Genomic DNA, 21,969 nt, shown 5'->3' with positions numbered 1-21,969 from the left:
TCAGGAAACGCCTCCATGCTGACCCGCACCCCCGACCGCACCCTGACCGAACAGCTCGCCGAGCGCTTTGCCGAGCGCATCCGCGCGCGGCTGCTGCCCGCGGGCGCGCGCCTGCCGTCGGTGCGCGAATGCGCGCGCCAGCAGGGCGTGAGCCCCTACACCGTGGTGGCAGCCTACGACAAGCTGCTGGCCCAGGGGCTGGTGGAGGCCCGGCGCCAGCGTGGCTTCTTCGTGCGCGATTTTGTGCAAAAACAGGCCCTGACGCCCGATGGGCAAGCGCTGACAGCTCCTACAAAAGGAGCAAAAAATGCGTCGCCGCTGGCCGGTGTGGGCATGCGCCTGTCGGGCTCGCACATCAACGCCACGGCGCTGATCCGCGGCATGTTCCACCAGGCGTCGAGCAAGCCCCAGCCCGGTGCGGGCGTGCTGCCCATCGGCTGGCTGGACGAGGCGCGCTTCATGGGCGCCGCGGTGCGCAAGATCACCGGCAGCAGCGCGCTGCGCGACGGCTCGCTGAGCTACGGCGAGCCCATGGGCGAGCCCGCGCTGCGCGAGGCGCTGGCGCAGCGCATGGCTGACATCAACATCCACGCCCAGCCCGATCAGATCATGACCACCGTGGGCGCCACGCAGGCGCTGGACATCGTGAGCCGCACGCTGCTCAAGGCGGGCGACCCGGTGATGGTGGAGGAGCCCGGCTGGTCGGTGGAGTTCGCGCGCCTGGACGCGCTGGGCATGCGCGTGCTGCCCGTGCCGCGCGGCCCCGAGGGGCCGGACCTCGCCGTCATGGCGCGCTACTGCGAGCTGCATGCGCCCAAGCTGTTCGTGAGCGTGAGCGTGCTGCACAACCCCACGGGCTACAGCCTGTCGCCGGGCAGCGCGCACCAGGTGCTGCAGCTGGCGCAGCAGTACAACTTCCACGTGGTCGAGGACGACACCTACGGCCACATCGCCGCCGATCACGCCACGCGCCTCACGGCGTTGGACGGGCTGCGCCGCACCATCTACGTGAGCGGCTTCGCCAAGATCTTGGCGCCCAACTGGCGCGTGGGCTACCTGGCCGCGCCGCCCGACCTGGTGGAGCGGCTGCTGGACACCAAGCTGCTGTCCACGCTGACCACGCCCTCGCTGCTGGAAAAGGCCCTCGCGCTGTGCATCGAGCAGGGCCAGCTGCGCCGCCATGCCGACCGCATGCGGCTGCGCCTGGCGCAGGCCCGCGCGCGCAGCGTGCAACTGGCGCTGGAGGCGGGCTGCAGCTTTGCCGCCGAGCCCGCGGGCATGTTCGGTTGGGTGGAAACCGGCGTGGACACCGACATGCTGGCCCAGCGCATGCTGGACGAGGGCTACCTCATCGCGCCCGGCGCGCTGTTCCACGCCACGCGCCGCCCCTGCACGCTGATGCGCATCAACTTCTGCACCACGCAGGACCCGGCGTTCTGGCGCACGTGGAAGAGAGTGGTCCAATCGGGCTGAAGCGCTTGATGGGCAAGCGCAAGCAGCTCTCTTTTACGTAGCGCTGGCGTCAACGCCGCGGCGGCGTGAGCCCCAAGGCGGTGTTCACCTTGTCCAGGTTGTCCACGTGTGCCTGCAGCATCTCTTGCAGCCCGGCGCGGATGCCCGCATCGTCCACCAGCGGCAGCAGTTCACGCAGCTTCTTGGCCACCCAGCCCTGGCCGCGGTTGAGGAAGGCCAGGCGCTCGCGCAGGTCGGGCACGGCCATGGCCTTGTCGTAGAAGTCGCCCGTGCGGCTGCCGGGCGTGCCCTCCAGCGTGCGGATGGCGCGCATCAGCATGCCGCACCACTTCACTTCGTCGCGGTGGATGGCGTCGATCAGCGCGCGCAGCGCTTCGTCCTCGGTTTCGGTGCGGCTGCGCAGCGCCACGCGCGCGCCGGCGCGCTCGGCCTCCAGCAGCTCGTCCAGCCGCGCGATGAGTGGGGCGTGGCGCTCGCGCTCCGCATCCCCCGCGTAGCACACGGGCGACGCCACGGCCACGGGCGTGTCGTTCAGCAGCCGCAGGTGTGCGGCGGCCTCGGCGGCGATGCGGCGCAGCCGCTCGCCCGCGGGTTCGATGGCCGTGATGCGCCCCACACCCTGGCCGGCGTACAGCGCCATGGCCTCGAAGTCGCCGGTCATGGAGCGCAGCGGCGAGTCGGTGCTGAACAGGTAGATGGGCCGGCCTTCCTCGTCGCCGATCACCGTGCGTGGGATGTCGCTTGTGGCGGCGAACGGGTCGCCGCGCTCGCGCCGCGTGACGCTGTTGGCCAGCACACGCACCGCGGCGTGGGGCGGCCAGTTGATGTGGAAGTCCTCGGTCAGCACGGTGTCGCCGGCCTGCGCGGCCACCAGCCGCTGCTTGTGCGCGTCGTGGGCGAAGGACTCATGCGTGGCCATCAAGGCGGTCCCCAGCACCGCGGCCTGCGCGCCCTGGGCCAGTACGCGCGCCACGCCCTGCCCATCGGCCAGGCCGCCCGCGGCGGCCACGGGGACGCTGGCCATCGCCAGTACCTCGGACAACAGCTCGGCCAGCGGCTGGCGCCCGCGCACATGGCCGCCGGCCTCCACGCCCTGCGCGATGAGCGCCTGCGCGCCGGCCTCCTGCGCCTGCAGCGCCTCGGCTGCGGAGCCGATCTGGTGCACCACGGTGATGCCCGCTGCGCGCAGCCGCGCGATCACGCCGGCATCCACGTCCCAGAACAGGCTGACCACGGGCACCTGCAGCGCGATCAGCAGGTCCACCTGCGCGCGCAGCAGGGGCGCGGGCGTGGCCGCGGGGATCAGGTTCACGCCGAAGGGCAAGGCCGTGCGCTGGCGCACCTGCGCCACCTCGCGCTCGATCAGCGCCAGCGGCTCGCGCACCATGCCCAGGAAGCCGAACCCGCCGGCCTCGGTCACCGCAGTCACCAGTTCGCTGCGCGACACGCCGCCCATACCCGCGAGCACCAGCGGCAGGCGGCAGCCCAGCAGGCGGCACAGGGGGGTGGCGGGCGGGGCGTCGTGCATGGAGTTCTCCTGTGGGCTGGCGGCTATGGAAGAGCAGGCCATCATGCGTCCTGCGCCACGCACGGCGCAAAGGCCATGCCGGCGCCATGGATGGCGTGCGCTATGAAAAAACTAGCTGCTTGCGCTCGCCAGGAAAGGGTTGCGCGGTGTTTTAGCTCAAAACGCCGAGGTGCCGCGCCGTCACGCGCCGGAGAACACCCCCAGCCCCGCGAGCATGACCAGCAGGATCAGCACCGGCGTGACCCAGCGCAGCAGCAGGCTCACGACGCGGGCCAGCCCCTGGTTGCCCAACTGCCCGTGGTTGGAGAGTTGCGCCGCGAATGCGCGCTCGCCCCAGGCCCAGCCGACGAAGAGCGCGATGGCGATGCCCCCCGCGGGCAGCAGCAGGTTGGACGAGAGGTAGTCCGCCCAGTCGAACAGGGTGCGCCCGCCCGGCTGGAAGGCGGCCAGCGTGCTCTGGCTCAGGGCGCAGCCCGCGCCCAGCAGCCCCAGGATCAGCAGCGTGAGCAGCGTGGCCCGGGGCCGGCTCAGGCCCCAGCGCTCGTGCAGGATGACGACCGGCACCTCCATCAGGGAGAGCATGGCGCCGGTCGCGGCGATGGCGGTGAGGAGGAAGAACGCCGCCAGCAGCACCGAGCCACCCGGCATCTGCGCGAACACCGCGGGGATCGTGATGAACACCAGGGATGGCCCCGCCGACGGCTGGAAGCCGAAGCTGAACACCGCGGGGAAGATCGCCATGCCCGCCAGCAGCGACACCGACAGGTCGGCCAGCATCACGCGCGTGGCGGTGGCCGGGATGTTCTGCTCGGCGGTGAAGTAACTGCCGTAGGTCATCATCGTGCCCATGCCGATGGACAGCTTGAAGAACGCCAGGCCCATGGCGGTCAGCACCACCGCGGGCGTGATCTTGTGCCACTCGGGCGCGAACAGGAACGACAGCGCCTGGCCCGCGCCGGGCAGCGTCAGGCTGTAGCCGCCCAGCAGCACCAGCAGCAGGAACAGCAGCGGCATCAGCCGTTTGGTGGCGCCTCGATGCCGCGGGTGACGCCCAGCAGCAGGATGCCGCCGATGAAGGCCAGCACCACCCACTGCCACAGCAGCGCCTGCACCGGGTCCCGCACCAGGGCGTCGAAGCTGGCCTGCGTCTGCACCGGGTCGCTGGACAGCAGGCTGCCCGACAGGGCCTTGGCCACGTAGGCGAACACCCAGGCGACGACCTCGGAATAGAACGCCATGATCAGGAACGCCGCCGCCATGCCTGCCACGCCGATCAGCCACCACGGCGCGCCGCGGGGCTGCAACTGGCGCAGCGCAGAGATGGGATTGGCGCGCGCCTGGCGGCCGATGGCGATCTCGGCCACCATGAGCGGCAGGCCGATGAACAGCGTCGAGAGCAGGTAGATCAGCAGAAAGCCCGCGCCGCCGTTGGCCCCGGTGAGCGAGGGGAACTTCCAGATGTTGCCCAGCCCGACGGCGGAACCCAGCGTGGCGGCGAGCACGCCCAGGCTGGAGGAGAAGGCGCCGCGGCTGGTGGCTGCGTGGGCGCGGGAGGCGTCGGTGCTTGAAGGGCCGGATTTGCTCATGATTTGATAGTGGTCTGCGCGCCTGGATTGTGCGCTACGGCCCAAAAACACCACGGGCCGTGAGTCGCCATCAGTGCGCGTGCGGGCGCTCCACCACCAGCTCGGACAGCACGCGCAGCAGCGCGCGGTTGACGTATTCCAGCTCCAGCTCATGCGTCTCGCACAGCTGGCGGATGGCGCCCGCGTCGTCGCTCTCCAGCGCGCAGGCCATCTCCAGGCTGGGGGCGTAGGGGCCGGTGCGCAGCACCGCGGCGTCGTACACCCGCTCGGACAGCGGCACGCGGCGCAGGATGGTGCCCAGAGGCTCGCGCAGCACCTCGTCCAGCTGCGAGAACAGGCCGCTCAGGTACACCTCGCGGCGCAGGTCTTTGCCCACGCCAGCGTCCAGCAGGTGCTCGGTCAGGCGCGCGCGCAGCACCATGCTGGCGCGGATGGGGCGCAGATCGGGTTCGGTGGCAGCGTGCGGCAACTGGTCGGCCAGCCAGCGCCCCAGCGAGCCGTAGCCCATCATCACCAGACCGCGGCGCAGCGAATCCACGCCGGTGGACAGGCCGAGCGCAGCGGAGTTGGTGTAGACCATGAAGCGGTAGGCCAGCAGCGGGTCCTCGCCCAGGATCTGCTCGAAGCGGTCGATGGACTGCTCGTCGTCGATGGCCTTCATGAGCTTGAGCACCACCTCGTGCGCGGGCTGGGGCTGGCGATGGCGCAGGCTGTAGAGCACGTCCTCCACGGGCCAGCCGGCCACGGCCAGCGCGCCGCCTTCGTCCAGGCAGTGCGTGAGCAGCGCGCGGCTGGCCACGTTGTCATACATCTGCCCGGCGATCAGTGGACTGCGCTGGCCGGCGGCACGGGGGCTGGCATCGCTGCGCCCCGCAGCGGCGGCCTGCAGGGCCTGCACGGCGTCGCTGCTGGACAGGTGCAGCAGGCTGTTGTCGAACAGCCGCGCGGTATCGGCGTCGGGCAGGTGGTCCAGCTCGCCGCGCCACACCAGGCGCAGGCCGCGGGCATGGGCCTGGCGCGCGCGCTCGCGGATCGCGGGCACGTCCAGCCAGGCCTGGGGCACTTCGATCCAGGGCGCGCCGCGAGGGGCATGCTCCAGCAGGTCCACCAGCAGCTGCTGCGAGCGAGCGGACAGCAGCAGCGGCGGCGAGCTGGAGGTCCACAGTTCCTGGATGGTGCGCAGCAGGTGCGGCGCATCCACCAGGGTGGCGCCCTCGCTGTGAACGTACAGCTGGATGCCGGCCAGCCGGCGCGCGGCATTCCAGAGGGGCCGGTAGCCCAGCACCAGGCTGCCAAGAACGGATTGGACCATGGGGTAGAAGTGTGGTCAGAGCGGGATGCCGGCCATTGTCACGCCAGTCGCGCGGGCGCGCACGTGGCGAAACCCTGCGTGCGCGGCGTCAGCTGATGAAATTGAAGAGCGACAGGCGCTGCACCTGCGCGTAGGACTTGAGCGCGGCCTCGTAGCCCACGCTGGCGTTCTGGAAATCCGAGATGCCCTTGACCATGTCCAGGTCCTGGGCGCGCGATCGGTCGGCTTCGAGCTGGATGGAGCGGTTTTCCTGGTCGCCGGTGATACGGTCGGCGCGGTTGAGCAGCTCGCCCGCATAGCCGCGCATGTTGTGCAGGCGCTCCAGGCCGGCGTCGATATTGGCCAGCGCCTGGCCCACGGCCTGGGCGGCGGCGTTGTTGTTGGCCGCGCCGCCGATGTCGCGGATGGCCGCGTCGATGGCGCTGGCGATGCTGGGGCTGGCGGATAGTGTCACGGTGTCGCCCGGCGCGGGGGAGAACACCAGGTTGTCCGGCGGGAGTTTGACCGGGTTCGTGGTGGGCGTGGCGCTGATGTTGAACTTGAGCGTGGCGCCCCCGGGGTCGTTGATGCTGACGGGGATGGTGGCGAGCTGGTCGGCCTTCAGCCCGGTCACGGACTGCGTGCCTGGCGAGGTGTAGGCGGGGTTGGTGCTGCTGATGACGTAGTTGGCGTCGTAGGTGCCGTCGTAGCTGCCGTCGGGGTTCTTATTCAGCGTCACGCCAGTGAAGGCGACGGTATAGGTATAGGGGGGGGCCGGGGGTGCGGGCGGCACGGTCGGCGGCGGCTGCTGCAGCAGATGTGCATTGGTGACCTGCACGGCGTCGGTACCGAAGCGGCGCCCGTCCTGGGGGTATGCCGGGTCGGTGCTGGAAATGGCGGCGTTGTAGATGCCGTCACGCTTGGGGTCGAACATCAACGCAGAATGCCCGTCCACGGTGGTGGGGATCGATGTGTTACCGCTGGCCGCCTGGCCGGCCAGACCGTCAAATTTATAGTCTGTGGCGCCCGAGAGTGGTCCGGCAAAAGGCTCCAGCGCACTGCCCAGCGCGCCCAGCAGGGGAACGCCGTTGGTGTCCTTGCGGTTGATCACCTGCGTGAGCTGCTCGCGCAGGCTCTGGATCTGGTTGGCGTAGGTCTTGCGGTCCTCGGGCTTGAGCGCGCCGCCGCCAGCGGCCACGACCAGCTGGCGAATCTCCTGCACCAGGCCCACGGCGTCGCCCAGCGTGGATTCGGCCTGGGCGATGGCGTTGCGCTGTACGTCCAGCGCGCGTTGCTCGGTCTGGATGCGGCTGATGCGCGTGAGCGCGCGCTCGGCCTGGGCGGCGGCCACGGGGTCGTCGCTGGGACGCACCACGCGCTTGCCCGCAGTGAGGTTCTCCTGCAGGTCCACCAGGGTTTTCTGCCGTGCGCTGAGGTTGCGCAGCGTGGCGTCGTACATGTTGGCGGTGCTGACGCGATAGAAAGAGCTGCTCATGGCGGTTCCTTTCAGCGGCCCATGGTCTGGATCAGGTTATCGAAAATGTTCTGCGCAATCTGCAGCATCTTGGCCGAGGCCTGGTAGGCCTGCTGGTATTGGATCAGCCGCGCGGCCTCCTCGTCCAGGTTCACGCCCGAGACGGCCGTGCGGCTCGCCTCCAGGTTGCTGGCGATGGAGTCCGAGAGCTTGGCCGCGTACTGCGCGCTCTGCGTGCGTGTGCCCACCTGGGCCATGAGGCCGGCGTAGCCGTCGGACAGCGTGGATTCGTCGAACATCTTCACGTCGCGCAGCGCCATGAGGGCCGAGGCGTTGCCGGCATTGCGGGTGTACCAGTCGCCGTACTTCGGATCGAGGGCGTTGTCCACGGTGACCTTATCGCCCGCCTTGGGTGTGCCCTGCAGGGTGATCTCCCAGCCATCGATAGAAATGCGCTGGCCCGAGGTGTATCCCTCGTACCACGAAATCCCTTCCGGATCGACCGTTGCATCTAGCAACTTTGGCGGGGACGCCGACATGTCTACGGGAGCACTCTGATTGCCTGTCAGAGAGAACTTGCCGTTGGCATCAAATTCCAAGGTAACCCCTCCCGATGGAGGCAAGTCGTATGGGGGAAGCGAGGGGTCGCTCCTCGGAGACATCATTTCCGTTGCGCCATCCCAATGCAGGCCCGTGGCTTTCAGTCCCGCCAGTTGTAGTGAGCCACCATTGGACGAACCCATGGCCGCATTGATCGGGTTGGCCGCGGCCAGCTCGCGTGGCGAATGCACCAGGGCTTGCATGTTGGCCGCGGCTGTGGCAAAGGGCTTGAACAGTACACGCTCGTTGGTGCTGCCCAGAGGAGGGGTAAACGTGAACGTCAGACCATCAACCGTGACGCTGCTGGGAGGAGCCAATTCGAACTGATCGTCAATAGGCGTGGTCCGTCCGTCGGACAAGCGAATGATTTGTGCCTCGGGGGTGCCAAAGGGCGTGAAACGCACCTCGTAGTCAGAGGCAGCAAACTTTGTCGGATCGGTGAACGTGACCTCGCCATTAAGCGCAGAGTTGCCTGACAGGCCCTTGACGCTCGTGGGTACGGTAAACAGCGGTTTGCCCGGCTGTCCATCCAGCGTCAGTCCCATGGACTGCTGGTAGTTCATGGTGGTGCCGATGGCCAGCGCCATGCGCCCCAGCAGGTTGCGGCCCTCGGCCAGGTCCTGGTTGGCAAAGCGCAGCAGGCCGGCCACTTCACCGCCGCCCAGCATGCCCTCGTTCAACTCCACGGGCGCGCCGCCCGCGGGCTTGAAGAACAGCTGCGTGAGCTGGCTTCCCGGGAACTGCTGGGATTCCGCCACCAGCACCTCGCTGGCCTTGTCGCCCAGCACCAGCGCCTGGCTGCCGCCCACGAACACGCCCACCGTGCCATCGTCGGCCGGGATCTGCGTGGTCTGGATGAACTGGTTGAGTTCGCGAATCAGCTGGTCGCGCTTGTCCAGCAGGTCGTTGGGAGTCTGGCCGTTGCCCTTCACGCGGGCGATCTGCTCGTTCACGTCCGCGATGCTCTTGGCCAGCGAGTTGATGCGCGTGGCGTCGTTCTGCAGCTGCTCGTTGACCGAGTATGCGATCTCCTGCAACTGCTCCGCGCTGCTGCGCATGCGCGCGGCCATCTCGTCCATGCGGGTGAGCGTGACGGTGCGTGCCGTGATGTCGGTGGGCGACGCCACCACGTCGGCCAGCGAGTTCAGCATGTCGGTGATGGCGGCGCCCAGGCCGCTGGTGCCCCCCTGGAACACGTCCTGCAACTGGCCGAGGCGCTCGGCGCGCACGGTGTCGCCCGCCTGCACCGCCTGTGCGGCCGCGGCCTGGCGCGTGAGCAGCTCGTTGTGATTGCGCAGGATGGTCGCCACCTGCACGCCGTTGCCGATGTAGCCTGAGCCGGTGAACTGGCCCTGCACGGTCTCCATCGCCACGTTCTGGCGCGAATATCCGGCCGTGCTGACGTTGGCGATGTTGTGCCCGGTGGTCTGCAAGGCGACCTGGTTGGCGAGGAGGGCGCGGGCGCCGACGTTCAGAAGACTCATGGTTCAGTGCGTTGGTTCTTATGGGTTCAGGCCTGCGTGCCGGATGCCTGGGCCAGCACGGGCGCGCTGGGGGTGCGCGCCACGCCCAGCGTGCTCTGGATGGCGCGGCTGAGCTTGGCGGCGTATTGCGGATCGGTGGCGTAGCCGGCCTTCTGCAGCTCCGTGGCGTAGGCGACGGCGGAATGGGTCTTCTCGCGCGCCTTCTCGTAGCGCGGGTTGTCGTTGATCAGGCGTGCGTAGTCGCGGAACGATTCCTCGAACGAATCGTAGGCGCGGAACTTGGCGACCACCTTGCGCGGCGCGCCGTTGATGTATTCGGTGGTGGTCACCTCGGCCACCTTGCCGGTCCAGCCCTTGCCGGCCTTGATACCGAACAGGTTGAAGGAGTTGCTGCCGTCCTTGTGGCGGATCTCGCCCTTGCCCCAGCCCGTCTCGTGCCCGGCCTGGCCCAGCATGAAGCTGGCGGGGATGCCGCTGCTGCGTGCCACGCGCTCGGCCGCGGCGCGGTGGTGCTGCACGAAGTCGTCACGCCCCTTGGGCGACGCGGCACGCGGATTGTCGGCAGGCGCGGCCTTGCGCAGCGCGACGTCCATGCTCAGCGTGGAGCCCGGCACCAGCGCGGTCTGGCCGTCGCCGCCCAACTGGCGCGAGAGCTGGCGCTGGATGGCCTCGGCCAGCCCACCGGGCTGGCCTGCCATCTGCACCGACAGCTGCTGGTCGAACAGGTCGCTGGCCAGGTTGCCCTCGGCGCCCTCCAGCAGGCCGGACTTCATCGTGGCCTCGCGCATGCTCTTGATGAGCTCGCGCATGAACAGGGATTCGAGCTGCTTGGCCGCCTCCAGCGTGGCGTCCTTGGTGGCCTGTGCGTCGCCCTGGCTGGCTTGCGCCTTGAGGCTGTTGAGTGCGCGGCCGTCCACGGCCAGCGCCTGGCGTGCGGACGTTGCGCCTGCATTGGGGAGCGAAAGGCTCATGTCCACCTCCCGCCGCGCCGCACGCGGCATGGGCCTTGGATGGAAGCGGCGCCGCCGCGGGGAAGGGTACGCAGGAGCGGCATCAGATCACCTCCAGCTCGGCGTTGAGAGCGCCTGCGGCCTTGATGGCCTGCAGGATGGCCAGCAGGTCCTGCGGTGTGGCGCCCAGGGTGTTGAGCGCGCGCACCACGTCGGCCAGCTGCGGCGAGGCGGGCACCTGCATCACCTTGCCGCCGTCCTGCTGGATGGCGATGTCGCTCTTTTGCGCCACCACGGTCACGCCGCGCGACAGCGGGCTGGGCTGGCTGATGACTGGCGTGGTGCTGATGGTGATGGACAGGTTGCCGTGCGCGATGGCGCAGGGGCCCAGCGTCACCGCCTGGTTGAGCACGATGGAGCCGGTGCGCGCATTGATGACCACCTTGGCCGCGGGCGTGGAGTCGGGCAGTTGCAGCTCCTCCAGCTCGGCGATGAAATTCACCCGCGCGCCGGGGTCCTGCGGCGCGCGCACCTGCACGGTGCGCCCGTCCAGCGCCACGGCGGTGTCCGGGCCCGAGCGTGCGTTGATGGCCAGCGCCACCTTGCGCGCGGCCTGGAAGTCCGAGGCATTCAGGCCCAGGGTGATGGTGTCGCTGTCGTGCAGCGGCGTGGGCACGGCGCGCTCGACCTGGGCACCGTCGGGGATGCGTCCGGCGCTCAGGTGGTTGATCTGCACCTTGCTGCCGCCGGCCGATGCGCCTGCCCCGCCCACCACCACGTTGCCCTGCGCCAGGGCGTAGATCTCGCCGTCCGCGCCGCGCAGCGGCGTGGCGATCAGCGTGCCGCCCTTGAGCGACTTGGCGTTGCCGATGGAGGACACCGCCACGTCGATCATCTGCCCCGGCTGGGCGAAGGCGGGCAGTTGCGCCGTGATCACCACCGTGGCCACGTTCTTGAGCTGCGGCGCCGTGGTGCCCGGCGGCAGGCTGATGCCCGCCTGCTGCAGGTAGTTGGACATGGCCTGCGCGGTGAACGGCATCTGCGTGGACTGGTCGCCCGTGCCGTCCAGGCCCACCACCAGGCCGTAGCCGGACAACTGATTGCTGCGCACGCCCTGCACGGCCGCGATTTCCTTCAGGCGCACGGCCTGCGCGGGCGCGGCCAGGCCCAGGGCGGTGGCCAGGGCCACCAGGCAATGGACGATGCGGGAGTAGGGCAAGGCTTTCATGCCCCCGATTGTGGGCAGCCGGGCCTTTGGGCAATGCGCGGAAAAGCGGGGGCTTTTGGGGCGTTTATCGGCGCTGGCGCGGCTGGTGCGGCGTGGCTTGCCGGTTGCGCGGTGTTGAGTGCCAAATAGGCCTCTGGCGCTTTACTAGAAAGCGCTAAAAGCTATAAAAATAGTAGCTTACTTGCGCGTGCGCGCGGCTCTGGCGGGCGCTGCGGCATGGCGGATGCAGTAGTAGTAGCCGTTGGGCACGCTGGCCAGGTGGTTGGGCCGCGCGCGGCCCGCGCCGTCGTGCGCAAGGGCCGTGTCGTACAGGCCCGATTGCACGTGGTACACGCCGGCCGGCTGCAGGGCCACGCCGCCGCCGTAGAAGCCTGCGGCCTCGGCGGTTTCCAGTTCTGCCGCCGTGGGCAGGGCGGCGTTCTGCGACTGGCAGTAGCGCAAGGCCGCGTCGCGCGACACCAGCCGGTCGGCATGGCCCGGCGCGGCCGTGAGCCACTGCGCGCTGCCCAGCGGGTTCTGGTGGGCCGTGAAGCGCGTGCCCTGGAAGTAGTCGAACAGGTCGCGCGCCAGCGCCTCGGCCAATAGCGGCGCGGGCGCCGTGGCGGTGAAGCTCTGCGACGCACCGCTGCGCAGCTTGACCAGCGTGGCCGTGGCCTGCACCAGCGCGCCGTCCAGCCGCGTGTAGGTGATGTAGGCGGCCAGCGTGATGCGGCCCACGCGGCTGGTAAGGTCGTCCCGTGCGGAGGGGCGCTGCAGCTGCTCGGGGGTGATGTCGGCGAAGTCGAAGCGCAGTTTGGGGTTGCGCGTGTTGATGCGCCGTGCTTGCCGGTCCAGCTCGGCGATCAGCTGTACGTTGAGGCTGCGCCCCAGCTCGGCCAGGGCCGCGCGCTCGTGGTGGGCCTGCAGGCCGTCCACCGCTTGCAGCGCGGCGGCCACCTTGGCGGGGTCGGCCTTTTCGGCGTGCAGGTCGGCAATGAGCTGCCTGTCCTGCCCGTACTCGCCCAGGTCGGACGCGCGGATCACCGGGATGTTGGGCCACACGGTGAAGGGCTGATCCGCCGGGTCGCGAAAGTCTTGTGACCAGGCGGGCGCGCACACCAGCGCCGCCCCCAGCGCCGCCGCGCGTACGGCGCCTGCCCACAAGCGTTGCAGCGGCATTTAAAACGGCGTGATGGTGTTGAACGCACGCGCCAGCCAGCCCATGGCCTGGGCCTCGGCCTGCTCGCCCAGACCGCGCGAGATCACGCGCACGTTGGCCACGTAGCGCGAGTCGATCACGCTGCCCGGATGGCCGGGCTGGCCGCGGCGCAGGTGGCGGGGATCGACGATGCCCGAGAAGCGCAGCACATCCACGCTGCGGTTCACGCCCACCTGCTTCTCGCCGGTGATGACCAGGTGCCCGTTGGGCAGCACTTCGGTGACGAGGGTGGTGATGTTGCTCTTGAACTCGTTCTTGCTGGCGGTGTTGCCGCTGCCGTTGAAGGTGTTCTCGTAGCCCGCGCCCAGGCCCGATCGCGCGGCCAGCTTGCCCACCGTGGAAGGGGCCAGCAGCGGCAGCGCCGTGATGCTGCCCTTGGTGTCGCCGTTGCGGTTGACGTTGGACTTGGTGTCCTGCTTGGCGTCGATGCTCTCCAGGATCTCGATGGTGACCATGTCGCCCACCAGGCGCGCGCGTTGATCCTCGAAAGCAGGCCGGTAGCTGGCGGCATGGAACAGGCTTCCCGAGGCCGGGCCGGCGGGGCGCGGCAGGGCGGCGATCGGGGGCGGTGTGGTGGGCAGCACGTCCACCGGCGGGGGCGGGTTGATGCTGGCGCAGCCGGCGGCCAGCGCGGCAGCGGTGGCCGCTGCCAGAAGGCGCAGGAGGGAGGTGGTCATGGCAGGGTTCCTTGTCATGCGGCTCACAGCTGCGACAGCTTGGCCAGCATCTGGTCGGACGTCTGGATAGCCTTGGAATTCATCTCGTAGGCGCGCTGGGTCTGGATCATGGTGACCAGTTCCTCCACCACGTTGACGTTGGAGTTCTCCAGGAAGCCCTGCTTGATGATGCCCAGGCCGTTGGTGCCCGGCTCGGCCTGCTGCGGCGCGCCGGAGGCGGCGGACTCGCGGTACAGGTTCTGTCCCACGGGCTCCAGGCCTGCGGAGTTGATGAAGCTGGACATGCCCAGCTGGCCGATCTGCTGGGGGTTGGGGTTGCCCGCCACGGTCACGCTTACCATGCCGCGCTCGCTGATGCTGATGCTCTTGGCGTCCGCCGGCACGGTGATGCCGGGCGCCACGGGCAGACCGCTGGAGGTGACCACGCGGCCCTGCGAATCGAGCTTGAACGCGCCGTCGCGCGTGTAGCCGGTGGTGCCGTCGGGCAGCTGGACCTCGAAGAAGCCGTTGCCGTCGATGGCCACGTCCAGGCTGTTGCCCGACTGCTGCAGGCTGCCCTGCGTGAAGTTGCGGCTGGTGGCGACCACGTTCACGCCCAGGCCCAGGTGCAGGCCCGTGGGCAACTGGTTCTCCTCGGTGGTCTGGCTGCCGACCTGGCGCAGGTTTTGGTAGATCAGATCCTCGAACACCGCGTTGTTGCGCTTGAAGCCCGTGGTGGACACGTTGGCGAGGTTGTGCGAGATCACGTCCAGCTGGGTCTGCTGGGCGGTCATGCCGGTCTTGGCGATCCACAGCGAATTCATCATGGCGGTAGTCCTTCAGGGTTAGCCGTTGAGGCTCAGCANCAGGAACTCGGGACCATGGCGGATACCTACCAAGAGGGCGCAGGCGCGGACTTTGACCTCAGCCAGTTCTATCAGATCTTCTTCGAAGAGGCCGGCGAGAACCTGGACCAGATGGAGCAGATGCTGCTGGACCTGGACGTGGATGCCGCCAACGACGAAGAGCTGAACGGCATCTTCCGCTGCGCGCATTCCATCAAGGGCGGCTCGGCCACCTTCGGTTTTTCGGATGTGGCGGAACTCACGCACCAAATGGAATCGCTGCTGGACCGGCTGCGTCGCCACGAACTGCAGCTGATCCCGCAGATGGTGGACGTGCTGCTGGAGTCGGCGGACGCCTCGCGCAGCCTGCTGGCACGCCATCAGGCGGGCGGGCAGGGTGAGGCGGTTTCCACGCATGACCTCGTGCGCCGCATCAGCGAACTGGCAGCCGGCGCCGTGCCAGCGGCAGCGCCCGCCGCAGCGGTGCCCGCTCCAGCGCCTGTGGTTGCTGCGGCACCTGCGCCCACGCCCGCGGTTGCGCCGGTGGTGCCCGCTGCGGCGGTCCCCGGCGGCGCTCGCTCGCTGGAGATCCACATCGGTCCACTGGCCCAGGTGACATTGGCCGATGCGATCAAGGACCTGTTCCGCGACATCCCGGGCCTGGGCAGCATCAACGATCTGCCGGAAGACCGCCCCGGCATGCGCCGGTTCGCAGTGCAGACCACGTCCACGGACGAGGATCTGCTGGACCTGTTCGCATTCCATGTGGCGAAGGAGCAGGTGGCCATCCACGACGCGGCGACCTCCGCGGCACCTGCCGCGCAAGAGGCCCATGAGCCGCTAGAGCCATCCGCTGCGGCCCTGGCCGAGCCGTACGGCTTCTTTGCCGGCGCGCCGGGCGTGCCTGTCGAGGCCGCTCCTGCCGCCGCACCGGCCAGTGCTGCTGAGCGGCCCGCCGCGCGTGCCGCCTCCGCCGAGGCCAAGGGCGGCGCGCAGGCCTCCATGGAATCGTCCACCATCCGCGTGGCGGTGAGCAAGGTGGATCAGCTCATCAACCTGGTGGGCGAACTGGTCATCACCCAGGCCATGCTGGCGCAGAACAGCCGTGGCCTGGATGCGGGCGTCTACCAGCAACTGCTGGCAGGCCTGGCCGACCTGGACCGCAACACGCGCGACCTGCAGGAATCCGTGATGTCGATCCGCATGATTCCCATGTCGATCGTGTTCAACCGATTCCCGCGCATGCTGCGTGACTTGGCGGGCAAGCTGGGCAAGAAGGTGGATTTCGTCACCCACGGCGAGGCGACCGAACTGGACAAGAGCCTGGTCGAGAAGATCACCGACCCGCTGACCCACCTGGTGCGCAACAGCTGCGACCACGGCATCGAGATGCCCGCCGACCGCCTGGCTGCGGGCAAGCCAGAACACGGCACCATCACGCTGTCGGCATCGCACCAGGGGGGCTCCATCGTGATCGAGGTGCGCGACGACGGCAAGGGCATGTCGCGCGAGAAGATCCTTAAGAAGGCGCGCGAGCGTGGGCTGGATGTTTCCGACGCCATGCCCGACAGCGAGGTCTGGAACCTGATCTTCGCGCCCGGGTTCTCCACGGCGGATGTGGTGACCGATGTCTCGGGCCGCGGCGTGGGCATGGACGTGGTCAAGCGCAACATCACCGCGCTGGGTGGTTCGGTGGAGATTGATTCCGCTGAAGGCTACGGCATGCGTGTGTCCGTGCGCCTGCCGCTGACGCTGGCCATCATGGACGGCATGTCGGTAGGCGTGAGCGACGAGGTGTACATCCTGCCGCTGTCGTCAGTGGTGGAGTCGTTCCAGGTCAACGGTGGCGAAGTGAACACCGTGGCCCAGGGCTCCCAGCTGGTGAAGGTGCGCGACGAATACATGCCCGTGGTGGCGCTGGAGAAGATCTTCCAGGTGCCGCGCCCCGACGCGAATTCCACCAGCAGCATCATGGTGGTGGTGGAGGCCGATGGCAGCCGCGTGGCCGTGCTGGTCGACGAACTGCTGGGGCAGCACCAGGTGGTGGTGAAGAACCTGGAGACCAACTACCGCAAGGTGCCCAACGTGTCGGGCGCCACCATTCTGGGGGATGGCACCGTGGCCTTGATTCTGGACACGGCTGCCCTGGTGCGCCGTGCGCGCCACTGAATTGCGAAACGCTGAACGACGAGGAGTGAGGGCATGAGTCTGGTGGACAAGGGTGCAGAGACCACGGCTGCGGGCGCGAGGGAATACCTGACGTTCCGCCTGGGCCAGGAGGAATACGGCATCGACATCCTCAAGGTGCAGGAAATCCGCGGCTATGAAAACCCCACGCGCATCGCCCATGCGCCGGCTTTCATCAAAGGGGTGACCAACCTGCGAGGCACCATCGTGCCGATCGTGGACATGCGGCTGCGCTTCAACTGTGCGCAAGCCGAGTACAACAGCTTCACGGTCGTCATCATCCTGAACCTGCGCGAGCGGGTGGTGGGCATCGTGGTGGATTCCGTGAGCGACGTGATGGAGCTGACGCCCGAGCAGGTACGCACGGCCCCGGACATCGAGAGCTCCATCGACGCGCAGTGCATCCGCGGGCTTGGCTCGGTGGGCGACCGCATGCTCATCCTGCTGGACATCGAAAAACTCATGGCCGGCATGGACATGGGCCTTGCCATGGCCGGGGACTGATGCGGCGAGCCGCAGCCTTCCCGCTATACACACGTTGACGAGCGCGCCATGAGCCTGACCGCCAGCCCCACCCCCGCGCCGCGGCGTCCGGCCCGCCCCGCTGCGGGGGCTGCTGCTCCCGTGGCCGAGAGTGGCGAAGGGCGCGAGTTCGCCTGGACCCATCAGGACTTCGCGCGGGTGCAGTCCCTGATCTACCAGCGCGCCGGCATCAGCCTGCATGATGGCAAGCACGCCATGGTGTACAGCCGCCTGTCGCGCCGCCTGCGCGATACCGGGTACGACAGCTTTCATGAGTACCTGAGCTGGCTGGAAGGCCACGACGGGCCGGAGTGGCAAGAGTTTGTGAACGCCCTGACCACCAACCTCACGGCGTTCTTTCGCGAGCAACACCATTTCGAGATCCTGGCGTCGCTGCTGCGCATGCGCTCTGCCGGGCCATGGAACATCTGGTGCAATGCGGCATCGACCGGCGAAGAACCTTACTCGATCGCGATGACGGTCCTGGAAACCCTGGGCACCAACGCGTCTTTCAAGCTGATGGCCAGCGACATCGATTCGCGGGTGCTGGCCACGGCCGCCCGCGGGGTCTATCGCCTCGACGGTCTGAAGGGCTTGAGCCAAGAGCGCCTGCAGCGCTTCTTTCTGCGCGGCAAGGGCAGCAACGCCGGGCTGGCACGTGTGCGCCCCGAGTTGCGCAAACCCATCGAGTTCCTGAGCGTGAACCTGATCCGCGACGACTGGCCGTTCCGCGAGCCCTTCGACGTGGTCTTTTGCCGCAACGTGATGATTTATTTTGACGGCCCCACCCAGCGACGGGTGCTGGAGCGCATCCACCGTGTGCTCAAGCCCGGCGGCATGCTGTTCGTGGGGCATGCCGAGAACTTCAGCGATTCGCGCGACCTTTTTGCCTTGCGAGGCAAGACGGTGTACGAACGCATCTGATGCGGGCATGTTTGACCTACCGCGAGGCGCTGGCGAATCCATGAGCATCACACCCGGAGCTGATCCACGGCCCTCTGCCTTGCCGGGCGGGGGGCTGGAGCGCCGGCGCACGCCCCGCATCACGCCTTTGCCTGCGAATGCCTCCGCAGGCACCGCGCCTGCCATGTCGCTCCAGGAGCTCAAGGCCTGTCCGCGCAGGCCGGGTGAGGCATCGTTCTTCTTTTTTGATCACCATTTCCAGCACAACGCGGTGAAGGTCTTGCCAGGCGAGTTTTTTGTCTCGCACGACAGCCTGGCCATCATGACGGTGCTGGGATCGTGCATTGCCGCCTGCCTGTGGGACAGCCGCATGCGCGTGGGAGGCATGAACCACTTCATGCTGCCCGAGGGGGACAGCGCCGATGCGTCGGGCCGGTATGGTTCCTACGCCATGGAACTGCTCATCAATGAGATGATGAAGCTGGGCGCTCGCCGCGAGACGCTGCAGGCCAAGATCTTCGGCGGTGCCCAGGTGATGCACAACTTCACCACGCTCAACGTGGGCGAGCGCAACACCCGCTTTGTGCAAGACTATCTGGCCACGGAGCGCATTCCGGTGGTGTCGGAGGACGTGCTCGACATCTATCCGCGCAAAGTGGTGTTCTTTCCGGTGACGGGCAAGGTGATGGTCAAGCGCCTGGCGCATGCCCATCCAGAAACGCTGGAGCAGGAAGTGGTGCGGGGCAACGCGGCTACCGTGGCGCGCGCCACCAGCGGAGGCTCCGTGGATCTGTTCTGATCGGCGGCACTAACAATACAGCAAGGATTTGAAAGGCATGAGCGGCAAGATCAGGGTGATCGTGGTGGACGATTCGGCATTGGTGCGCAGCCTGCTGTCGGAAATCATCAACCGCCAGAGCGACATGGAGTGCATCGGCACGGCCAACGACCCGCTGATCGCGCGCGAGATGATCCGTGAGAAAAATCCCGACGTGATCACGCTCGATGTGGAGATGCCGCGCATGGACGGCATCGACTTCCTCGGGCGCTTGATGCGCCTGCGGCCGATGCCCGTGGTGATGATCTCGACCCTGACCGAGCGCGGCGCCGAAGTGACCATGCGGGCGCTCGAACTGGGGGCCGTGGATTTCGTCGCCAAGCCACGCGTGGGGCTGTCCAGCGGACTGAACGAATTGGCGGCTCAGATCGTGGACAAGATCCGCGTTGCGGCCGTGGCCCATGTGCGGCGCGCCCCCGCGCGCAGCGCTGCCGCCATTGTCCACCCCGATGCAGGTGCCGCTACCGCGCCGGCCCCCGCTCCCGCGGCGTCGGCGCTGCTGGGGCGCGTCTCTACCGAAAAGGTGATCTGCATTGGCGCGTCGACCGGCGGCACCGAGGCCATCCGCGAGGTCCTGATCCATATGCCGGCGGACTCTCCGGCCATCGTGATCACCCAGCACATGCCGCCAGGGTTCACCACCAGTTTTGCCGCGCGGCTCAACAGCCTGTGCCAGATCACGGTCAAAGAGGCGGTGAACGGCGAGCGGATTCTGCCCGGCCATGCCTATATTGCGCCGGGGGGGCGGCAGTTCTACCTGGCACGCAGCGGCGCCAACTATGTAGCGGTGGTGGATGACAGCCCGCCGGTCAACCGGCACAAGCCTTCGGTGGAGGTGCTGTTCAAGTCGGCAGCCTCCGTGGTAGGGCGCAATGCCTACGGCATCATGCTCACCGGCATGGGCGGGGATGGCGCTGCTGCCATGCGTGAGATGCGCGACGCAGGCAGCTACAACTACGTGCAGGACGAAGCCAGTTGCATCGTCTTCGGCATGCCGCGCGAGGCCATCGCCCATGGCGCTGCCGACGAGGTGCTGCCGCTGTCGCAGATTGCACAGGCGCTGATTGCGCGCCTGCGCGGTTCCACCGACCGGTTGCACCACCGCATCTGACCGGCCTCGTCAGGACGAGAGCGCGGACCAGCGCTCCAGCGCCTGCATCAACAGATCTTCGATCTCTCCGTCGCGCGTGTGCAGTGCCGTCGCCCGCGCGCCGTCTCGGCTGTACAGGCTGCCGTCCGCCAATTCTTCGCGGATCGCCTTTTGCTCGGCCTCCAGTGCGTCGATCTGGGCAGGTAGCTGCTCCAGTTCACGCTGCTCCTTGTAGCTTAGCTTCTTTTTTTGTAGCTGTTCGCGCTTATCTGGCGGGCGTTTTGGCTCGTTTTTGCTCGTATTTTTCTCTGGAACCGCCGGTCCGCCCGCGAGTGAACGGCTGCGGTTCGACTGGGCCAGCCAGTCCTGCACGCCGCCCTCATACTCCCGCCACAGGCCATTCCCCTCGAACGCAAGGGTGCTGGTGACCACGTTGTCCAAGAAGGTGCGGTCGTGGCTCACCACGAACACCGTGCCGTCGTAATCCTGTAGCAGCTCTTCCAGCAGCTCGAGGGTGTCAATGTCCAGGTCGTTGGTGGGCTCGTCCAGCACCAGCACGTTGGCGGGCCGCGCAAACAGCCGTGCCAGCAGCAGGCGGTTGCGCTCGCCGCCGGACAGCGAGCGCACGGGGGAGTGCGCCCGGGCGGGGGAGAACAGGAAATCGCCGAGGTAGCTCTTCACATGCTTGCGCTGCGTGCCGATCTCGATCCACTCGCTGCCAGGACTGATGAAGTCCTCCAGCGTGGCATCCATGTCGATACTGTGGCGCATCTGGTCAAAATACGCGACCTGCAGGTTGGCACCGCGGCGTACCGTACCGCTGTCAGGCTCCAGTTCACCCAGGATGAGCTTGAGCAGGGTGGTTTTCCCCGCACCGTTGGGACCGATCAAACCCACCTTGTCGCCCCGCAGGATGGTGGCGCTGAAGTCCCGCACGATGGTTTTGTCGCCGAAGGTTTTTGTTACGTGCGCCAGCTCGGCGATGATCTTCCCCTGGTAGCTGTTCTGGCTGCCCGAGGCGATGTCCATCTTGACGCTGCCAACCGCGTCGCGGCGCGCGGCGCGATTGGCGCGCAGGGTCTCCAGTCGACTGATGCGGCTCTGGCTGCGCGTGCGGCGCGCCTCCACGCCCTTGCGGATCCAGACTTCCTCCTGCGCCAGCAGCTTGTCCGCCCGTGCATTGATGACGGCCTCTTGCGCCAACTGCTCTTCCTTTTGCGCCACGTACTGCGCAAAGTTGCCGGGATAGGAGCGCAACTGACCTCGGTCGAGCTCCACGATGCGCGTGGCGATCCGGTCGAGGAACGCACGGTCGTGGGTGATCGTGACGATGCTACCCTTGAAGTCGAGTAGCAGTTCTTCAAGCCACTCTATGGAATCGAGGTCTAGGTGGTTGGTGGGCTCGTCCAGCAGCAGCACGTCCGGGCGAGCCACCAGCGCTTGCGCCAGCGCGACTCGCTTGCGTGTCCCTCCCGAGAGGGTGCCCACGATGGCCTCCGGGGCAAGGTGCAGGCGGTGCAAAGTTTCCTCTACCCGTTGCTCCCAGTTCCAGGCGTCATAAGCCTCGATCTGAGACTGCAATGCATCCAAATCAAGGCCTGTGGCGCCCCCCAGGTATTGTTCCCGCAGCGCGATCGCTTCGCCCAACCCGCGGGCGGCGGATTGGAAGACGGTGTCCTCAGGCTGTAGATCAGGCTCTTGGGCCACATAGGTAATGCGCAGGCCCTGCTGGACACTCAGGGTGCCGTCATCTGCATGGGCCAAGCCGCCCAGAATTTTCAGAAGTGACGACTTCCCTGCACCATTGCGCCCAATCAGTCCGACGCGCTCATTGGATTCCAGCGCGAACGTGGCATGGTCCAGCAGCGCCACGTGCCCGAACGCCAGCTGGGCGTTCATCAGAGTAATCAATGCCATGGAAGAATTATGAAGCGCCCTCTAGCGAAGGTTGGTCAGAGCGACCTCGACAAAAAAGTGTCATGGAGTGCTTTTTGAGGGAAAACCCGACGTATACTTCATCCACGTTGCAATGCACAGCATCACTAATGTGAAATGTCGTTTGCAGCGAAAGGGAGTTGAAAAATTCTCTGCTTTGAGTTGATCTGGGGTTAAAAAC

At 67.6% G+C, this 21,969-nt stretch carries 16 protein-coding genes and 1 pseudogene; 6 read left to right on the top strand and 11 right to left on the bottom strand.

Going from position 1 to position 21,969, the window contains the following annotated elements:
* Positions 1-15 precede the first annotated feature (15 nt).
* Positions 16-1,473 (top strand): PLP-dependent aminotransferase family protein, encoded by a 1,458-nt coding sequence (locus OX89_RS00725; protein WP_047349190.1) that lies wholly within the window; start codon positions 16-18, stop codon positions 1,471-1,473.
* Between the two features lie 49 nt (positions 1,474-1,522).
* On the opposite strand, the gene OX89_RS00720 is transcribed toward OX89_RS00725, so the two are convergent.
* From OX89_RS00720 to flgG, 10 genes and pseudogenes are all read right to left on the bottom strand, one after another.
* A complete protein-coding gene (locus tag OX89_RS00720; RefSeq protein WP_047349189.1) occupies positions 1,523-3,001 on the bottom strand; it encodes a DUF6306 domain-containing protein in 1,479 nt (492 codons plus the stop codon).
* 180 nt (positions 3,002-3,181) lie between these two features.
* Positions 3,182-4,587: pseudogene (locus OX89_RS00715) on the bottom strand (sodium-dependent transporter).
* Between the two features lie 70 nt (positions 4,588-4,657).
* A complete protein-coding gene (locus tag OX89_RS00710) occupies positions 4,658-5,899 on the bottom strand; it encodes an HDOD domain-containing protein (RefSeq protein ID WP_047349188.1) in 1,242 nt (413 codons plus the stop codon).
* Positions 5,900-5,987: 88 nt separating this feature from the next.
* Positions 5,988-7,373: a flagellar hook-associated protein FlgL gene (flgL, locus tag OX89_RS00705; protein WP_047349187.1), complete on the bottom strand. Its 1,386-nt coding sequence runs from the start codon at positions 7,371-7,373 to the stop codon at positions 5,988-5,990.
* An 11-nt stretch (positions 7,374-7,384) separates the two neighbouring features.
* Positions 7,385-9,436: a flagellar hook-associated protein FlgK gene (flgK, locus tag OX89_RS00700; RefSeq protein ID WP_047349186.1), complete on the bottom strand. Its 2,052-nt coding sequence runs from the start codon at positions 9,434-9,436 to the stop codon at positions 7,385-7,387.
* Positions 9,437-9,462: 26 nt separating this feature from the next.
* The gene (flgJ, locus tag OX89_RS00695) at positions 9,463-10,407 is read right to left on the bottom strand and encodes a flagellar assembly peptidoglycan hydrolase FlgJ (RefSeq protein ID WP_047349197.1); all 945 of its coding nucleotides are present in this window, start codon (positions 10,405-10,407) and stop codon (positions 9,463-9,465) included.
* Between the two features lie 82 nt (positions 10,408-10,489).
* The gene (locus OX89_RS00690; RefSeq protein WP_011806922.1) at positions 10,490-11,614 is read right to left on the bottom strand and encodes a flagellar basal body P-ring protein FlgI; all 1,125 of its coding nucleotides are present in this window, start codon (positions 11,612-11,614) and stop codon (positions 10,490-10,492) included.
* Positions 11,615-11,791: 177 nt separating this feature from the next.
* Positions 11,792-12,772, bottom strand: a complete 981-nt coding sequence (locus tag OX89_RS00685; protein ID WP_047349185.1) for a hypothetical protein — start codon at positions 12,770-12,772, stop codon at positions 11,792-11,794.
* On the bottom strand, positions 12,773-13,489 hold the full coding sequence (locus OX89_RS00680) for a flagellar basal body L-ring protein FlgH (RefSeq protein WP_047349184.1): 717 nt from the start codon (positions 13,487-13,489) through the stop codon (positions 12,773-12,775).
* Between the two features lie 23 nt (positions 13,490-13,512).
* A complete protein-coding gene (gene flgG, locus OX89_RS00675; protein WP_011806919.1) occupies positions 13,513-14,295 on the bottom strand; it encodes a flagellar basal-body rod protein FlgG in 783 nt (260 codons plus the stop codon).
* A 54-nt stretch (positions 14,296-14,349) separates the two neighbouring features.
* Here flgG and OX89_RS00670 point away from each other — a divergent pair, with 54 nt between their 5' ends.
* Genes OX89_RS00670 through OX89_RS00650 form a run of 5 tightly spaced genes read left to right on the top strand, consistent with a single transcriptional unit; the run spans position 14,350 to position 19,874 of the window.
* The gene (locus tag OX89_RS00670) at positions 14,350-16,482 is read left to right on the top strand and encodes a chemotaxis protein CheA (RefSeq protein WP_047349183.1); all 2,133 of its coding nucleotides are present in this window, start codon (positions 14,350-14,352) and stop codon (positions 16,480-16,482) included.
* Between the two features lie 33 nt (positions 16,483-16,515).
* Positions 16,516-17,004 (top strand): chemotaxis protein CheW, encoded by a 489-nt coding sequence (locus OX89_RS00665; RefSeq protein ID WP_011806876.1) that lies wholly within the window; start codon positions 16,516-16,518, stop codon positions 17,002-17,004.
* A 48-nt stretch (positions 17,005-17,052) separates the two neighbouring features.
* On the top strand, positions 17,053-17,946 hold the full coding sequence (locus OX89_RS00660; protein WP_047349182.1) for a CheR family methyltransferase: 894 nt from the start codon (positions 17,053-17,055) through the stop codon (positions 17,944-17,946).
* A 40-nt stretch (positions 17,947-17,986) separates the two neighbouring features.
* Positions 17,987-18,724 carry a chemoreceptor glutamine deamidase CheD gene (cheD, locus tag OX89_RS00655; protein ID WP_041838896.1) on the top strand — a complete coding sequence of 246 codons (738 nt, stop codon included), beginning with the start codon at positions 17,987-17,989 and terminating at the stop codon, positions 18,722-18,724.
* A gap of 37 nt (positions 18,725-18,761) precedes the next feature.
* On the top strand, positions 18,762-19,874 hold the full coding sequence (locus OX89_RS00650; protein ID WP_047349181.1) for a chemotaxis response regulator protein-glutamate methylesterase: 1,113 nt from the start codon (positions 18,762-18,764) through the stop codon (positions 19,872-19,874).
* Between the two features lie 9 nt (positions 19,875-19,883).
* Here OX89_RS00650 and abc-f read toward each other — a convergent pair whose 3' ends face one another.
* Positions 19,884-21,770: a ribosomal protection-like ABC-F family protein gene (abc-f, locus tag OX89_RS00645; protein WP_047349180.1), complete on the bottom strand. Its 1,887-nt coding sequence runs from the start codon at positions 21,768-21,770 to the stop codon at positions 19,884-19,886.
* Positions 21,771-21,969 lie beyond the last annotated feature (199 nt).

This window comes from Diaphorobacter sp. J5-51 (assembly GCF_001023515.1).
GTDB lineage: Bacteria > Pseudomonadota > Gammaproteobacteria > Burkholderiales > Burkholderiaceae_C > Diaphorobacter > Diaphorobacter nitroreducens.
The sequence above is the reverse complement of the archived record's forward strand: the minus strand, read 5'-3'. Positions and strand labels throughout refer to the sequence as shown.

What these genes read in the sequence shown, in the direction of transcription:
- OX89_RS00670 (WP_047349183.1), top strand. Translation starts at nt 14,350, where the DNA reads ATGGCGGATACCTACCAAGAGGGCGCAGGCGCGGACTTTGACCTCAGC.
- OX89_RS00685 (WP_047349185.1), bottom strand. Translation starts at nt 12,772, where the DNA reads ATGCCGCTGCAACGCTTGTGGGCAGGCGCCGTACGCGCGGCGGCGCTG.
- OX89_RS00690 (WP_011806922.1), bottom strand. Translation starts at nt 11,614, where the DNA reads ATGAAAGCCTTGCCCTACTCCCGCATCGTCCATTGCCTGGTGGCCCTG.
- OX89_RS00660 (WP_047349182.1), top strand. Translation starts at nt 17,053, where the DNA reads ATGAGCCTGACCGCCAGCCCCACCCCCGCGCCGCGGCGTCCGGCCCGC.
- OX89_RS00665 (WP_011806876.1), top strand. Translation starts at nt 16,516, where the DNA reads ATGAGTCTGGTGGACAAGGGTGCAGAGACCACGGCTGCGGGCGCGAGG.
- cheD (WP_041838896.1), top strand. Translation starts at nt 17,987, where the DNA reads ATGAGCATCACACCCGGAGCTGATCCACGGCCCTCTGCCTTGCCGGGC.
- flgK (WP_047349186.1), bottom strand. Translation starts at nt 9,436, where the DNA reads ATGAGTCTTCTGAACGTCGGCGCCCGCGCCCTCCTCGCCAACCAGGTC.
- OX89_RS00725 (WP_047349190.1), top strand. Translation starts at nt 16, where the DNA reads ATGCTGACCCGCACCCCCGACCGCACCCTGACCGAACAGCTCGCCGAG.
- flgJ (WP_047349197.1), bottom strand. Translation starts at nt 10,407, where the DNA reads ATGAGCCTTTCGCTCCCCAATGCAGGCGCAACGTCCGCACGCCAGGCG.
- OX89_RS00720 (WP_047349189.1), bottom strand. Translation starts at nt 3,001, where the DNA reads ATGCACGACGCCCCGCCCGCCACCCCCCTGTGCCGCCTGCTGGGCTGC.
- OX89_RS00650 (WP_047349181.1), top strand. Translation starts at nt 18,762, where the DNA reads ATGAGCGGCAAGATCAGGGTGATCGTGGTGGACGATTCGGCATTGGTG.
- flgG (WP_011806919.1), bottom strand. Translation starts at nt 14,295, where the DNA reads ATGATGAATTCGCTGTGGATCGCCAAGACCGGCATGACCGCCCAGCAG.
- OX89_RS00710 (WP_047349188.1), bottom strand. Translation starts at nt 5,899, where the DNA reads ATGGTCCAATCCGTTCTTGGCAGCCTGGTGCTGGGCTACCGGCCCCTC.
- flgL (WP_047349187.1), bottom strand. Translation starts at nt 7,373, where the DNA reads ATGAGCAGCTCTTTCTATCGCGTCAGCACCGCCAACATGTACGACGCC.
- OX89_RS00680 (WP_047349184.1), bottom strand. Translation starts at nt 13,489, where the DNA reads ATGACCACCTCCCTCCTGCGCCTTCTGGCAGCGGCCACCGCTGCCGCG.
- abc-f (WP_047349180.1), bottom strand. Translation starts at nt 21,770, where the DNA reads ATGGCATTGATTACTCTGATGAACGCCCAGCTGGCGTTCGGGCACGTG.